The organism is Pseudomonas vlassakiae (assembly GCF_014269035.2).
GTDB classification, from domain to species: Bacteria; Pseudomonadota; Gammaproteobacteria; order Pseudomonadales; family Pseudomonadaceae; genus Aquipseudomonas; species Aquipseudomonas vlassakiae.
The window spans coordinates 124796-138377 of the sequence record NZ_JABWRP020000007.1 but is presented as its reverse complement, the minus strand read 5'-3'; the positions used below and the strand labels follow the sequence as shown (position 1 = coordinate 138377).

16 protein-coding genes are annotated in these 13582 nt (G+C 64.0%); 10 read left to right on the top strand and 6 right to left on the bottom strand.

Translation table 11 applies throughout. The annotated features are described in order from the left end of the window. The first annotated feature begins 4 nt into the window (after positions 1-4). The 5 genes from HU738_RS11520 to HU738_RS11500 are packed head-to-tail and all read left to right on the top strand — an operon-like array spanning position 5 to position 4296. Positions 5-922 (top strand): DUF72 domain-containing protein, encoded by a 918-nt coding sequence (locus HU738_RS11520; protein ID WP_176506247.1) that lies wholly within the window; start codon positions 5-7, stop codon positions 920-922. Next, positions 919-1704, top strand: a complete 786-nt coding sequence (locus tag HU738_RS11515) for an endonuclease/exonuclease/phosphatase family protein (protein ID WP_186602379.1) — start codon at positions 919-921, stop codon at positions 1702-1704. The genes HU738_RS11520 and HU738_RS11515 overlap by 4 nt, the downstream gene beginning before the upstream one ends. Further along, the gene (gene clsB, locus HU738_RS11510; protein ID WP_186602378.1) at positions 1701-2903 is read left to right on the top strand and encodes a cardiolipin synthase ClsB; all 1203 of its coding nucleotides are present in this window, start codon (positions 1701-1703) and stop codon (positions 2901-2903) included. Before HU738_RS11515 ends, clsB begins: the two co-directional genes overlap by 4 nt. Then, positions 2903-3850, top strand: a complete 948-nt coding sequence (locus HU738_RS11505) for a lysylphosphatidylglycerol synthase domain-containing protein (protein WP_176506250.1) — start codon at positions 2903-2905, stop codon at positions 3848-3850. The genes clsB and HU738_RS11505 overlap by 1 nt, the downstream gene beginning before the upstream one ends. A gap of 17 nt (positions 3851-3867) precedes the next feature. Then, the gene (locus HU738_RS11500) at positions 3868-4296 is read left to right on the top strand and encodes a hypothetical protein (protein ID WP_186602377.1); all 429 of its coding nucleotides are present in this window, start codon (positions 3868-3870) and stop codon (positions 4294-4296) included. Positions 4297-4308: 12 nt separating this feature from the next. On the opposite strand, the gene HU738_RS11495 is transcribed toward HU738_RS11500, so the two are convergent. After that, positions 4309-4539 (bottom strand): metallothionein, encoded by a 231-nt coding sequence (locus HU738_RS11495; protein ID WP_176506252.1) that lies wholly within the window; start codon positions 4537-4539, stop codon positions 4309-4311. Continuing rightward, positions 4536-5003 (bottom strand): phosphotransferase system, HPr-related protein, encoded by a 468-nt coding sequence (locus HU738_RS11490; RefSeq protein WP_176506253.1) that lies wholly within the window; start codon positions 5001-5003, stop codon positions 4536-4538. Before HU738_RS11490 ends, HU738_RS11495 begins: the two co-directional genes overlap by 4 nt. Before the next feature lie 128 nt (positions 5004-5131). Here HU738_RS11490 and ligD point away from each other — a divergent pair, with 128 nt between their 5' ends. The 5 genes from ligD to HU738_RS11465 are packed head-to-tail and all read left to right on the top strand — an operon-like array spanning position 5132 to position 10659. Next, positions 5132-7612, top strand: coding sequence for a DNA ligase D (gene ligD / locus HU738_RS11485; RefSeq protein WP_186602376.1), 2481 nt, complete (start codon positions 5132-5134; stop codon positions 7610-7612). After that, positions 7609-8652: an acyl-CoA dehydrogenase family protein gene (locus tag HU738_RS11480; protein ID WP_186602375.1), complete on the top strand. Its 1044-nt coding sequence runs from the start codon at positions 7609-7611 to the stop codon at positions 8650-8652. The genes ligD and HU738_RS11480 overlap by 4 nt, the downstream gene beginning before the upstream one ends. Continuing rightward, on the top strand, positions 8649-9404 hold the full coding sequence (locus tag HU738_RS11475) for a PIG-L deacetylase family protein (protein WP_186602508.1): 756 nt from the start codon (positions 8649-8651) through the stop codon (positions 9402-9404). The genes HU738_RS11480 and HU738_RS11475 overlap by 4 nt, the downstream gene beginning before the upstream one ends. Before the next feature lie 11 nt (positions 9405-9415). After that, positions 9416-10015 (top strand): class I SAM-dependent methyltransferase, encoded by a 600-nt coding sequence (locus HU738_RS11470; RefSeq protein WP_186602374.1) that lies wholly within the window; start codon positions 9416-9418, stop codon positions 10013-10015. After that, positions 10012-10659 (top strand): glycosyltransferase family 2 protein, encoded by a 648-nt coding sequence (locus HU738_RS11465; RefSeq protein ID WP_186602373.1) that lies wholly within the window; start codon positions 10012-10014, stop codon positions 10657-10659. Before HU738_RS11470 ends, HU738_RS11465 begins: the two co-directional genes overlap by 4 nt. 53 nt (positions 10660-10712) lie before the next feature. Here HU738_RS11465 and ku read toward each other — a convergent pair whose 3' ends face one another. From ku to HU738_RS11450, 4 genes are all read right to left on the bottom strand, one after another. After that, positions 10713-11561 (bottom strand): non-homologous end joining protein Ku, encoded by an 849-nt coding sequence (ku, locus tag HU738_RS11460; RefSeq protein ID WP_186602372.1) that lies wholly within the window; start codon positions 11559-11561, stop codon positions 10713-10715. A 9-nt stretch (positions 11562-11570) separates the two neighbouring features. Next, positions 11571-11699 (bottom strand): PSPA7_2676 family Cys-rich small protein, encoded by a 129-nt coding sequence (locus HU738_RS26155; RefSeq protein ID WP_302468940.1) that lies wholly within the window; start codon positions 11697-11699, stop codon positions 11571-11573. Positions 11700-11779: 80 nt separating this feature from the next. Further along, positions 11780-12370, bottom strand: coding sequence for a phosphorylase family protein (locus tag HU738_RS11455; RefSeq protein WP_186602371.1), 591 nt, complete (start codon positions 12368-12370; stop codon positions 11780-11782). 73 nt (positions 12371-12443) lie between these two features. Beyond that, positions 12444-13580: a carboxylate-amine ligase gene (locus HU738_RS11450; RefSeq protein ID WP_186602370.1), complete on the bottom strand. Its 1137-nt coding sequence runs from the start codon at positions 13578-13580 to the stop codon at positions 12444-12446. Between the last annotated feature and the right edge of the window lie 2 nt (positions 13581-13582).

Genomic DNA, 13582 nt, shown 5'->3' with positions numbered 1-13582 from the left:
CAGCGTGAGCGATATCCGCATCGGTATTTCCGGATGGCGCTACGGCCCCTGGCGCAAGGACTTCTACCCCAAGGGCCTGCGCCAGGACAGCGAGCTGGCGTTTGCGTCGCGAGCCGTGAACAGCATCGAGATCAATGGCTCGTTCTACAGCCTGCAAACCCCTGAACGCTATGTGAACTGGCGTGACGAAACGCCGGAGGACTTCGTTTTTTCGGTCAAGGGCCCGCGCTATATCACCCATGTGCGGCGGCTGAAGGAGGTCGAAGAGGCTATCGCCAATTTTTACGCGTCAGGCCCGCTGCTGCTGGGGGACAAACTGGGGCCGTTCCTGTGGCAATTCCCGCCCAACATGAAGTTCGACGAAGCACGCTTCAGCCATTTCTTCGAGTTGCTGCCCAAGGATCGCAAGGCTGCTCGCGCCTGCGCTGAAGGCTGTGCCGAGCGCCTGAAGGATAACGGTGGCACCGCGATTAAGGGCAATGCGCGGTTGCGCCACGCCGTGGAGATCCGCCATGAGAGCTTTCTCTGCGAGCGCTTCATCAAACTGCTGCGCAAGCACCGCGTCGCCCTGGTCGTGGCGGACAGCGCAGGCAAGTGGCCCTATGTCGAGGATGTGACCGCCGATTTCGTCTACATGCGCCTGCACGGCGACGTCGAACTCTACAGCAGTGGCTACACGGCGCGTGCCCTGAAACGCTGGAAGCAGCGCATCCAGGCCTGGGCCGCAGGCGGCCAGGTGGAAGATGCGCAACTGGTCGTGGCCAAGGCGCCGCCAAAACGGGCGTCGCGCGATGTCTACTGCTACTTCGACAACGATCAGAAAGTTCATGCGCCCTACGATGCGCGGCGCCTGCTGGAAAAGCTCAAGCTCGATTACCACCTGCTCACCGAGCCGGGCGTGGAGCCGGAGGTGCCGCTGTGAACAACACCCTGCCCTCGCCGCGCTGCATCATCGACAAGGTCACCGCCGTGCACCGGCTGAACGTGCTGACCATCAACGTGCACAAGGGCTTCACCTTGTTCAACCGGCGCTTCATTCTCCCCGAGTTGCGCGAAGCCGTGCGCGCCACCCATGCCGACCTGGTGTTTCTCCAGGAAGTCCATGGCAGCCATCAGCAGCACGCCATGCGCCACCCGGCGTGGCCAGAGACGCCGCAGTATGAATTTCTCGCCGACAGCATGTGGCCGCAATTCGCCTACGGCCGCAACGCGGTGTACCCCGAGGGTGACCATGGCAATGCCCTGCTGTCGAAATTCCCGATCACCCACCATGAAAACCTCGACGTGTCGATCCAGGGCAACGAACAGCGCGGCCTGCTGCATTGCCGCCTGGAGGTACCGGGGCATGAGCAGGTGCACGCGATCTGCGTGCACCTGGGGCTGCGCGAAGCGCACCGGCAAAGCCAGGTGCAGCTGTTGCTGCAGCTGCTCGAGCGGCTGCCGGCACAAGCGCCGGTGATCATCGCCGGTGACTTCAATGACTGGCGGCTCAAGGCCGACGCGGTGCTCTCCCGGCGGTTGGTGGAGGCGTTTGGCGAACACTTCGGCAGCCCTGCCCGCAGCTTCCCGGCGCGCCTGCCGTTACTGCGCCTGGACCGCATCTACTTGCGCAATGCCATGCCGACCAAGGCTCAGGTGCTGTCCATGTATCCCTGGTCGCATCTGTCCGACCATGCTCCACTGGCTGCGGAGATCAACCTGTGAACCGACCTTGGCTCGATGGCAACCGTATCGAACTGCTGATCAACGGCGAGCAGTATTACCCCCGTGTATTCGAGGCAATGGCCCAGGCACAGGAAGAGATCCTGCTGGAAACCTTCATCATCTTCGATGACAAGGTCGGCCAGCAATTGCAGGGCGTGCTGATCGATGCAGCCCGGCGCGGGGTACGGGTCGAGGTCGCGGTGGACGGCTACGGCACCGCCGACCTGCCTGACAGTTTCGTCGCAGCGCTGACCGATGCCGGTGTCAATTTCCACGCCTTCGACCCGCAACCCAGGGTCGCCGGCATGCGCACCAACCTGTTCCGGCGCCTGCACCGCAAGATCGTGGTGATCGATGGTGCGCGGGCCTTTATCGGCGGGATCAACTACAGCGCTGACCATTTGGGCGATTTTGGCCCCATGGCCAAGCAGGACTATGCCGTGGAGGTGACCGGGCCGGTGGTGGCGCAAGTGCATGCCGCCAGCCGCAGGCTGATGGCTCCAGTGCTGGAGCCGCCCAGCGAGGTACGGCCGCAGACGGCACCGACAGGCTCGAGCAAGGCGGTGCTGGTGGAACGCGACAATCGCCTGCGCCGCACCGATATCGAAGCCCACTACCTGCAAGCCCTGCGCTCGGCGCGCCAGCGGGTGGTGGTGGCCAATGCCTATTTCTTCCCGGGCTACCGCCTGATGCGAGAACTGCGCAACGCTGCCCGCCGTGGTGTCGACGTCACCTTGATCCTTCAGGGCCAGCCCGACATGCGCTGGGTACGCGCGTTGTCGCGCCTGCTCTACAACTACCTGCTGCGCGACGGCGTACGCATCCGCGAATACTGCCAGCGACCCTTGCATGGCAAAGTGGCGCTGGTCGACCACGAGTGGGCCACGGTCGGCTCCAGTAACCTCGACCCCCTGAGCCTGTCGTTCAACCTCGAGGCCAACCTGTTCATCCGCGACCCGGCATTCAACCAGCAATTGTACGAGCACCTGCAGGCACTGGCAGACGAGCAATGCAAGCCGGTGACGCTGGAGCGCATGATCCGTGGCTACTGGTGGCGCGCACCGTTGATCTTCGTGTGTTTCCACGTTATCCGGCATTTTCCGCGGATCGCTGGCTGGTTCCCCGCCCACCGCCAGCGCCTGCGTTCACTGCAGCCGGAAGTCGAGGCCGAGGGCGATCTGCATGAGGGCAACACCTGATGGCGCAAAAAACCTGGCAAATCTGGGGCAAGCGGTTGTTTACCGTGGCGTTCCTGATCCTGATACCGGTGCTGCTGTACGTGCTTGCGCGCAACCTTGACTGGAACGAGGTGCGCCAGTCACTGCTGGCGTACAAGCCGAGCACGCTGGCCATCGGCCTGGCCCTGGCGCTGTGCAGTTACCTGATCTTCGCCAGCTACGACCTGCTGGCCCGGGCCTACACCGGCCACTCGTTGCCCGCCCGCCAGGTGCTGCCGATAGCCTTCGTGTGCTATGCCTTCAACCTGAACTTCACCACCTGGGTCGGCGGTGTGGCCCTGCGTTACCGCCTGTACAGCCGCCTGGGCCTGGACACGCCCACCATTACCCGCATCCTCACCCTGGGCCTGCTGACCAACTGGATGGGCTACATGCTGCTGGCTGGGACTGTATTCGCCCTGGGCCTGGTCAAGCTGCCGGCTAACTGGGCGGTCGGGGCCGGCGGCCTGCGGTTGATCGGCGTGCTGCTGTTGGCGATCGCGATCGGCTACTTGCTGGCGTGCGGGCTGGCGAAAAAGCGCACCTGGCGCTGGCGTGAGCATGAAGTCACCCTGCCCTCGCTGCGTCTGGCCCTGGGCCAGGTTGCGTTGGGCGCCAGCAACTGGGCGATGATGGCCTTGCTGATTTTCTGGCTGCTGCCTGGCGAGGCGTTCTACCCATCGATCCTCGGCATCCTGCTGATCAGCTGCGTAGCCGGGGTGGTCGCCCACATTCCCGCCGGCCTTGGGGTGCTCGAAACGGTGTTCCTGGCACTGCTGCACGGGCAGCTTGGCCAAGGCACGCTGGTGGCGGCGCTGCTGGGCTATCGGACGTTGTATTACCTGATACCGCTGGTGGCCGCCGTACTCACTTACCTGATCCTGGAAAAACGCGCCAAGGCCATGCGCCAGCGCGACAAACCGGCCTAGAGGGCCTGGAGGTAATGATGCGCGCTCCTGCAATGATGCTGATGCTCGCCAGCCTGGCCAGCGGCGAAGCCTTCGCAGAGGCTTGCGATGTGCTGACCCGCTCCTCCAGCGAGGCGGTGAAGCCGGTCGAGCGGCACACTTGCTACAGCTTCAGCAACATGCCCGCTGAAGCCATCAACTGGTCGTGCAGCAACGAGAGCAAGGACATGCTCAGCACGGAAAAACACAAGGTGGCTCGTTGCGCCGATGGCAGCGTGGGCAGCTGCATCGCGCCGTTGACCCAGGAGACCCTGGCCAACCCCAAAGCAGCCGGGCAGGACCAGCCTTCGTCAAGGCCGGCCCTGTCCAGGGATGCCAGGGTGATTACCTACTATTACGACACCCCGAGCCTTGGCCAGGCCCGGGCCGATTGCGAGCGTAACGAAGGCATCTGGCAAACCCATTGACGACCCCGCCTGTCAGGGTGAGATCGGGTCGCTGGCTGGAAAGGTCTCATCCAGGGCATTGTCGACGTTGCTCTCCTTCGGCTGCTCCATGTCGCCACACTTGCAATCGGCCATTCGGCAGGGCTCGCCATTGCGGTGGCCGCTGGCACAGGCTTCGCAGCAGTAGGCTTTGCCGCCCTGCTGCACGGCGTTGGCGTCGACAGTGCAACTGCAATGGTTACAGGCACAACGTTGCTCGTTCATGGTGTTTTCCCCTGTTCATCGTCTATGACGTCGTCTGTCCACGGCTCGCCGTCCAACGGCGCAGAGCGCGCCAGCTCCGCTTCGTCGAGGCCGATGCCACCGCCGATCTCCTCGGCATCCACATGACGCAGGGTCTTGTCCGCGGGCCCACTGCCATCGCCCGGTTCATGGGGGTCGCGGGCACCGGTTTCGTCCAGCAGGGTGTCAGGGCTCAGATCGTCATAGGTGACATTGTCTTCGTGCAAGCTGTCGCTCAACGCTTCGCCTCCGCTCATGCCACTTTCGGCAACCCGCCTGGGGGGGAACTCCTGGTCGACTTCCTGTGCAGGCCGCTCGTCACCCACCCGGCCCACGCGGTCATCGTTGCGGTCACTGAAGTCCAGCTCATGGACACTGCCCATGCGGTCTTCAGTGTCATCGATCTCTGTCGGGGTGTATGGCTTGGGGTCATCTGGTCCGGACATATCGGCTCTCCTTCTGTGGCTTACCTGCGGTCGACTGCGCCAAGCTGCGGATGATTCAGAGTTTTTTTGAACTACCGGGCGACTGGCCATCTCCCAACCTACAGACAGCGGATGATCCGGAGCCCGCCATGGCCAAACCTCTCGAAGAATACGAGCGCAAGCGCGACTTCAACGCCACGCCCGAGCCCAGCGGCAAGGGAGGCCGAGCCAAACGCGCTCACGCACTGCAGTTCTGCATACAAAAGCATGATGCCAGCCACCTGCACTACGACTTCCGCCTGGAACTGGACGGCACGCTGAAGAGCTGGGCGATACCCAAAGGCCCTTCGCTCGATCCAAAGGTGCGGCGCCTGGCGGTTCACGTCGAGGATCACCCGCTGGACTACGCCGACTTCGAGGGGCATATCCCGGAGGGACACTACGGTGCCGGCGATGTCATCGTCTGGGATCGGGGGGTATGGGAGCCCGAAGGCGATCCTCGGCAGGCCTATGCCAAGGGCAAGCTGCGCTTTCGCTTGCAGGGTGAGAAGCTGGCGGGCGTATGGAACCTCTTTCGCACCCACCTGGCGGGCAAGAAAGAGCAATGGATGCTGGTCAAGTCCCACGATGGCGAGGCCCGCAGCGAAGACGACTACAGCATCGTCGAGGCGCAGCCGGACAGCGTCATCAGTGATCGCACGTTGCATCCGCGTGCTGCGCCTGCAAAGCCGGCCAAAAAGCGCGCAGGCAGCGCGGTCAAGGCGGCGTTGCCCGATCGACTGCAGCCCCAGCTGGCAACCCTGGTCGACTCGCCGCCAGCGGGTGACTGGCACTATGAAGTGAAATTCGACGGTTATCGCATACTTGCCCGGATCGACGGTGACGATGTCCGCCTGTTCACCCGCAATGGCCACGACTGGACGGCCAAGATGCCTGGGCAAGTAGCGGCGCTGCGGGCATTGGGGGTGGATCGCGCCTGGCTCGATGGCGAGATGGTGGTCAACGACGAAAACGGCAAGGCCGACTTCCAGGCCCTGCAGAATGCCTTCGATACCGAGCGTGACGAACAGATCTGCTACTACGTTTTCGACCTGCCGTATCTAGGCAATCAGGACCTGCGCAAGCTGCCCTTGCAGGAACGGCGGGAGGCCTTGCGCCGCTTGCTCGAGCACAGTGAATCGGAGCTGCTCAGGTACTCGGAGGATTTCGACCAGCCTGTCGACTCGTTGCTCGACAGCGCTTGTCGGCTGGAACTCGAAGGCCTCATCGGCAAGCGCGCCGACAGCCCCTATGTCGGCCGGCGCAGTGCCGACTGGGTCAAGCTCAAGTGCAAGCAACGCCAGGAGTTCGTGATTATCGGCTACACCGACCCCAAGGGCAGCCGCACCGGCTTCGGCGCGTTGTTGCTGGCGCTGCATGACAACGACAGCGGCGAGCTGCGCTACGCCGGCAAGGTCGGTACAGGCTTTAGCGCCACCACCCTAGACAGCATCCTTGCCCGCCTCAAACCCCTGGAGATCGACAAGCCTGCCCTGCCCAAGCCGCCTGCCGGGGCCGAGGCGCGCAACGTACATTGGCTGAAGCCACAGTTGCTGGCTGAAGTTGCCTACGCCCAGATGACCCGCGACGGCGTGGTGCGCCATTCGGTGTTCCACGGGCTGCGCGACGACAAGCCAGCCACCGATATCGACCTGGAGCGCGCCATGCCTGGCAAGAGCGTACCCAAACGCAAGCAAGCCGAGCTGCCGGACGACCTCGGTGAACTGCGCCTGACCCACCCTGACCGCGTCATTGACCCCACCGTCGGAGCCACCAAACGCCAGGTCGCCGAGTACTATGCGGCAGTCAGCCAATGGATACTGCCGCAGCTCAAGGGCCGCCCGGTCGCCCTGGTGCGCGCCCCCGATGGCTTGGGCGGCGAGCTGTTCTTCCAGAAAAACGCCGGCCAGTTGCACATCCCGAACGTGGTCAGTTATGACAAGGCCGAGGCCGGCCAGGCGGCAATGGTCATCAATCGCCCCGACACATTGCTCGGCGCCGTGCAGATGAACATGCTGGAGATGCATACCTGGAATGGTACCGACAAGGACTTCGACAAGCCTGACCGCTTCGTGCTCGACCTCGACCCCGACCCGGCGCTGCCATGGAAAGCCATGCTCGAGGCCACGCAACTGACGCTCACCTTGCTTGACGAGCTCGGGCTCAAGGTCTTTCTGAAAACCAGCGGCGGTAAAGGCATGCACCTCGTGGTGCCGCTGACACGCCGTGCCGGCTGGGATGAAGTCAAGGATTTCAGCCACGCCATCGTCAATTACCTGGCCAAGTTGTTCCCCGACCGCTTGAGTGCCGTATCGGGGCCCAGGAATCGGGTCGGCAAGATCTTCATCGACTACCTGCGCAACGGCAAGGGTGCCACGACCGTCTGCGCCTACTCCTTGCGGGCGCGGGAAGGGCTGCCGGTTTCGGTACCGATCTGGCGTGAGGAACTGGGCCAGCTCAAGGGCGCCAACCAATGGCACATCGGCAACCTGCGCGAACGCCTGGCCGAGGTGGACGACCCATGGGCGCAGATGGGCAAGACCCGTCAAACCATCACCGCAGGCATGCGCAAGAAAATGGGGCTGGCATGAGCATCATCCAGGATTTCGACCTGAACAACCTCGACCGCCTGCTACGCGACTTCTGCGAGCGACCACAGCCCTTGAACCTCGACACGCAGCTGCCGCAACTGATTCAGGCGTTACGCGCCGATCAGCTGGACCTGCTGCCATTGCCTGGTCAGGGCAGGACCTTGCAGCGCTGGCAGACCCTGGCACGGGTGGCAGGGTGCGACTTGGCCTTGGCCAAGTTGTACGAAGGGCATACCGACGCGATGGCGATACTGGCCGAATGCGGGGCCGCCCACCTTGTCGCCGACGGCATATGGGGCGTCTGGGCTGCAGAGCCGCCCGAAGCGCGCGCGCACATTGTGGCGCGTGACGGTGACAGCGTGCGGTTGGTCGGCCGCAAGGCCTGGTGTTCAGGTGCATTACAGATCGACCGGGCGTTGATTACCGCCTGGGCCGAGGGTGACCAGCCGCAACTGGTGGCCATCGAACTGTCGCAACCCAGCCAGGGGCTGAACATCGAAAGCTGGCAGGCGGTGGGCATGGGCACCACCGCCAGCATCGAAGTGACCTTCGACAACTCCCCTGGCACGGCCATCGGCCGCCCCGGGCAATACCTGTCGCGCCCGGGATTCTGGCATGGCGGCGCCGGTATCGCCGCCTGTTGGTACGGTGCAGCGGAAGCCTTGGCGGACTATTTGCGCGCCTACTGTCGCAACCCGCACCCCGATGTCCACGCCCAGGCCCACCTCGGCGCGGTCGATGCCGCCTTGTATGGCGCTCGCGCCGCGTTGCGCGAATGTGCGCAATGGATCGATCAGCACCCCGACGCGGATGCCAGTTTCGAAGTGCGCCGCACCCGCGCCCAGGTGGAGCAGGCGGTCGACCATGTCATCAACCACGTCGGCCGGGCGCTGGGCGCGAGCCCATTTTGCCGCAACAGTCATTTCGCCCGCCTCAGTGCCGACCTGCCGGTCTACCTGCGTCAGAGCCATGCCGAACGGGACCTCGCCGCGCTGGGCCAACAGGTGGCACAGGTGCCGGCGGGAGCATGGCAACTATGAATGAAGACCTGATCCAGGCCAGTAGCGGTACGCCGTGGTCTGCCTGGCAACACGCGGCCCACCTGGCCCGTGCCACCTGGATGACCCCGCAGCAGCTCTGCCCGCCTGGGCGCCGACTGGTACTGGTCGCACCGCACCCGGACGATGAGATCCTCATGGCGGGCGGCCTGCTTACCCACTTCCGCGGCCGTGAGGCTGATCTGCTGATCATTTCCGCCACCGATGGCGAAGGCAGCCACCCGGGCTCGGCGCAGTGGAGCGAGCATCGCCTGCGCCGTCAACGGCCACTGGAGAGCCGGCAGGCCTTGGTTCAGCTTGACCTGGACCCCAACCGCCTGGAGTGGCGCAGGCTCAACCTCAAAGATGGAGGCCTGCCCCGTGAAGAAGCGTTTCTCACCAACCACCTGTCCCAGTGCCTGCGCGCCGACGACCTGTTGATGGCGACCTGGCGCGGCGATGGCCACTGTGACCACGAAGCGGTTGGCCGAGCAGCAGCCCAGGCCGCGCTGGCGCGCAACGCGCAGCTGATCGAAGTGCCGGTCTGGGCCTGGCATTGGGCGCAACCGGATGACCCGCGCCTGCCCTGGCCGCGCGCCCACCGGGTGCAACTCACCGAAGCCAGCCTGGCACGCAAACGCAAGGCGCTCGCCGCCCATGTCAGCCAGCTGGTACCCGACGGCCCGCAGCCTGCGGTGCTGCCTGCGCACCTGCAGGAGTGCCTGCTGCAACCTTTCGAACTGGTGTTCCTGTAAACGGAGTAGTCATGAGCCTCGATGCGCAGTATTTCGCCGATTTGTACGCGGCTACCGAAGATCCCTGGGCATTTCGCACCCGTTGGTATGAAAAGCGCAAACGCGAACTGGTGATGGCCAGCCTGCCGCGTCAATGCTATCAACGGGTGTTCGAGCCTGCCTGCGCCAATGGTGAACTGAGTGCGCTGCTGGCTGAGCGCTGTGCCGATCTGCTGTGCCAGGACCTCGACCCCACCGCTGTGCAACTGGCCCGCCAACGCCTGGCCGAGGTGCCCAATGCCTCGGTCGAACGAGCCAGGCTTCCGGGTGACTGGCCTGGAGGGCGCTTCGACCTGATCGTGCTGAGCGAGGTCGGGTACTACCTGGACCCCACCGATTGGCTGCAGGTGATCGAGCAATCGGTCGCCAGCCTGAGCTATGACGGCGGACTGCTGGCCTGTCACTGGAAGCATCCAATCGCCGGTTGCCCGCAGGATGGTCGGGAAGTGCACCAGTTGCTGGCCAAGCACTTGCCGCTGTTTTCGGTCTATCGCCATGAAGAGGCCGACTTCATGCTTGAGTACTGGTCATGCCAGCCCAGCGTGGTCGACCTGGATGAGACCTGCCCATGATCGGTGTGGTGATCCCCGCGCACAACGAAGCGCGGCGCCTGGGGCGTTGTCTGACCGCGATGACGGCCGCCGTTGCCTTGGCCGAACAGGCTGGCCATACGGTACGTGTGCTCGTGGTGCTGGACCGCTGTGTCGATGCTAGCGCCCGGGTGACCGCCCGCTATGGTGTGGATGCGCTGGAGGTCGAGGCGGGAAGTGTCGGCATGGCACGCCGCTTGGGGGCCCGTTGGATGCTCGAACGCGGCGCCAGCTGGCTGGCCTGTACCGACGCCGATAGCCAGGTGCCGGCGCACTGGCTGCTGTCGCAGTTGGCGTGTGCGGCCGAGGTGGTGTGCGGCACGGTGCATATCGCCCGCTGGCAGCCCTGGCAACGTGCGGCACTGCGTAAGCTGTACCTAAGCCGCTATGAGGCCCGAGAGGGCCATCGACACATCCACGGCGCCAATCTGGGCGTGTGCGCGCGCGCCTATGAGCGGGTTGGCGGCTTCCGGCCGCTGGCGGCCCATGAAGACGTGCAGCTGGTGCGCGACCTTGAGGCTGAGGGCGCACAGATCGTCTGGACTGCCAGGCACAGCGTGGCCACCAGTAGCCGAATCGACAGCCGGGCCCGGGAAGGTTTCGGGGACTATCTGGCGAGTCTGTAGCTGCCTGTCCCGACCTGTTCACGGCTGAGCCCGTCAACAGGCCGGGACAGCATTCAGGAAGCCTTGCGCGGGCGCTTGGCGGGTTTCTTCTCGGCGGTTGCCTTCTTCGTTGCCTTGCCGCCCAGGCTGCGTTTGAGCAGCTCGGTGAGGTCGATGATGTCGGCGCCCTTCTCGGCGGCCCCACCCTCGCCCTTCTCGACCACGGCGATCTTGCCCTTGCTGGCCTTCTCTTCAACCAGGTCCATGATGGTCTGGCGAAAGGCGTCGTGATAGTCGTCCGGCGTCCAGGGCCCGCTCATGTCCTCCACCAGCCGCTTGGCCATGTCCAGTTCACGCTTGTCCAGCTTGCTGTCGGTCACGCTCTTGTCCAGCTCCAGCGTTTCCAGCCCACGCACTTCCTCGGGCCAGCGCAGGGTGATCATCACCAGCGCTTCGTCAAGCGGGCGCAGCAGTGCCAGGTGCTGACGCGTGTGCAGCACGACCGTGGCCAAGGCGACCTTGCCGGTACTTTCCAGCGTCTCGCGCAACAGCGCGTACACCTTGCCGCCGCGTTTGTCCGGGCTGAGGTAGTAAGGGGTATCGAAGTGCTGGAGCGGAATCTCGCTGGCTTCGACGAACGAGAAGATGTCGATGGTCTGGGTGGCTTCGGGGCGCGCCTTGCGAATCTCGTCTTCGCTGATGACCACATAACGGCCTTTTTCGTATTCCACACCCTTGACGATGTTGTCCTTGTCGATGTCCTTGCCGGTCACCTTGTTCACCCGCTTATAGCCCACCGGCTCCATGCTGCGCTTGTCGAGCCAGTCGAAATCGACTCGCTCGGTGCGCACGGCGGTGTTGAGCGAAACGGGGATATGCACCAAGCCGAAGCTGATTGCGCCTTTCCAGATAGCCCTGGCCATGAGCGCCTCCTACGGTCGGCCGGGCTGGCAGTAGCGCAGCGTGCCGCAGCGCTCGCAGCAATGGCACTGCAACCCGGAACTTTCGATCTCTGGCATGGCGCGCCAATGGCAACCACGCAGCAAGCAGATAAAGCTCATCCGTCACCTCCCTGCCCAGAATGCCGGGCCCTTTCATCAACTGACTACGGGAGGCGCGGAAGGTTTATTCCAGTTGCGCTTCAGTGCGACTGGCTGAACAGCACGCGTTTCAAGGCTTCGGCCGCCAGATGGACCTGCACCGCCCAATCGCCGGCAGCATCGCTGCCCGCGTCATCGGATATGTATTTCAGGCAGAGCAGCTCAATGCCCTCATCCCGGGCGATCCGGGCCAGCACATAGGCCTCCATGTCGACCACGTCATAGGGCGCTTCGCCATGGCCGGTTTCAAAGCTGTCACCGCTGCCGCACACGCCCAATGGCACACCAGGCTGTACCAGACCATGCTCGAGCACGATTGGCAGCTGCGAAAGCGGCGTTTCATAGCGGGCGAAGCCGAGGGGTGTCGCGTCCATGTCGCGCTGTACGAAGCGGTTGCAACAGACCACCTGGCCCTTGCCGTAACGTTGGCTGCCCGCCGACCCAAGGTTGACGATCAGGCGCGGGCGGTGGCGCTGCAGTGCCTGGGTCAGCGCGATCGCTGCGTTAACCTTGCCGATACCGGTGAACAGCACGTTACACCCGGCGAAAGCGCTGCCCGCCTCGTCTTCCAGGGCGAAGACAAACAGGATGTCGTCCAATGGGATGTCATGCAGCATGAGGGGCGTGGTCATGGAGTGGGTCCGGGTGGCTGGCGAAATGCGCAGCCATTGTCAGCCAAACCCGACGGATTGCAAGCCGATGATCTCAGGCAGCGCTGCTGGCCGCTGTGCATGACCCTTGCTGCAGCACCAGGTCGACCACCTGGCGCTGCGCCTGGGCAGGGTTCAAGCCGTTGTCACGGGCTTGGCGCAGGCAGGCCAGCTGCCTGTCGGCACTGTTGCCATCGCGCAGGATCTGCCGGGCGTGCATGAAACCCCGTTCGGCGTCCACGGTGTCGACCGGAAACTGGCTTTCGAGCTGAGCCAGCCAGCCCTCGGCCGTGACCGGCTGTTGCGCGTCGATACCAATGAATTCGGCATGCCTGCCGTGACGCAGGGCTCGCCAGTAGTTTTCCTGAGCAACCCAACGAAGTTCCCGCACCAGCGGGCCACAGGGCTGACGATACGCCAGGGCATGTTCAACAAGGTGGCGGAACAACGCGGCGATGCACAACGCATCTTCAACGTTGGGGCAGGCGTCGCAAATACGCAGCTCCACGGTGGGAAAGCGTCGCGAGGGCCGGATCGCCCACCAGAAGTCACCGTCGACAACCATCGACCCCGTGCGTTGCAACAACGCCCGATAGCGCTCGTAGGCCGCCCAGTCCGCCAGCGGCTCGGGCAGGCCCATGTGCGGCCACTCGCCGCAAATCACCCGCCGATAACTCATGTAGCCGGTTTCCTGCCCCTGCCACAGCGGTGACGATGCGCTCAATGCCAGGAACAGCGGCAACCAGCCCACCACGCGGTTGATCAATTGCATCCGGTCGCAGCCCCCGGGCACGCCTACGTGGACATGCAGGCCATTGACCAGCGACCTGCGTGCGACGTGGCGGTAATCGTCGAATACCTGCCGGTAATGCGCCGAGGACCTGGGCTTGTGCTTCAGCCACGGCGCATTGGGATGACTGGCAGCGCCATACAGGCCAATACCCTCTGCGGCCAAGGCTTGCTGCAGACGTTGACGGCTCAGGGTAAGGAACTCGCGGGCTTCCCCTGTTGAGGCGAGCACCGGCGAAACCAGCTCCACCTGGCTGCGAAACATCTCTTCGGTGAAGTGCCTGCCCAACACCTCACGGCAACGCCGGGTGACGGTCAATGGCGGCGTCACCGGCACCCGGCCACTGGAAAGGTCCACCAACAGGTATTCTTCTTCGATGCCGAACGTACAAGGCGGCGTCATGG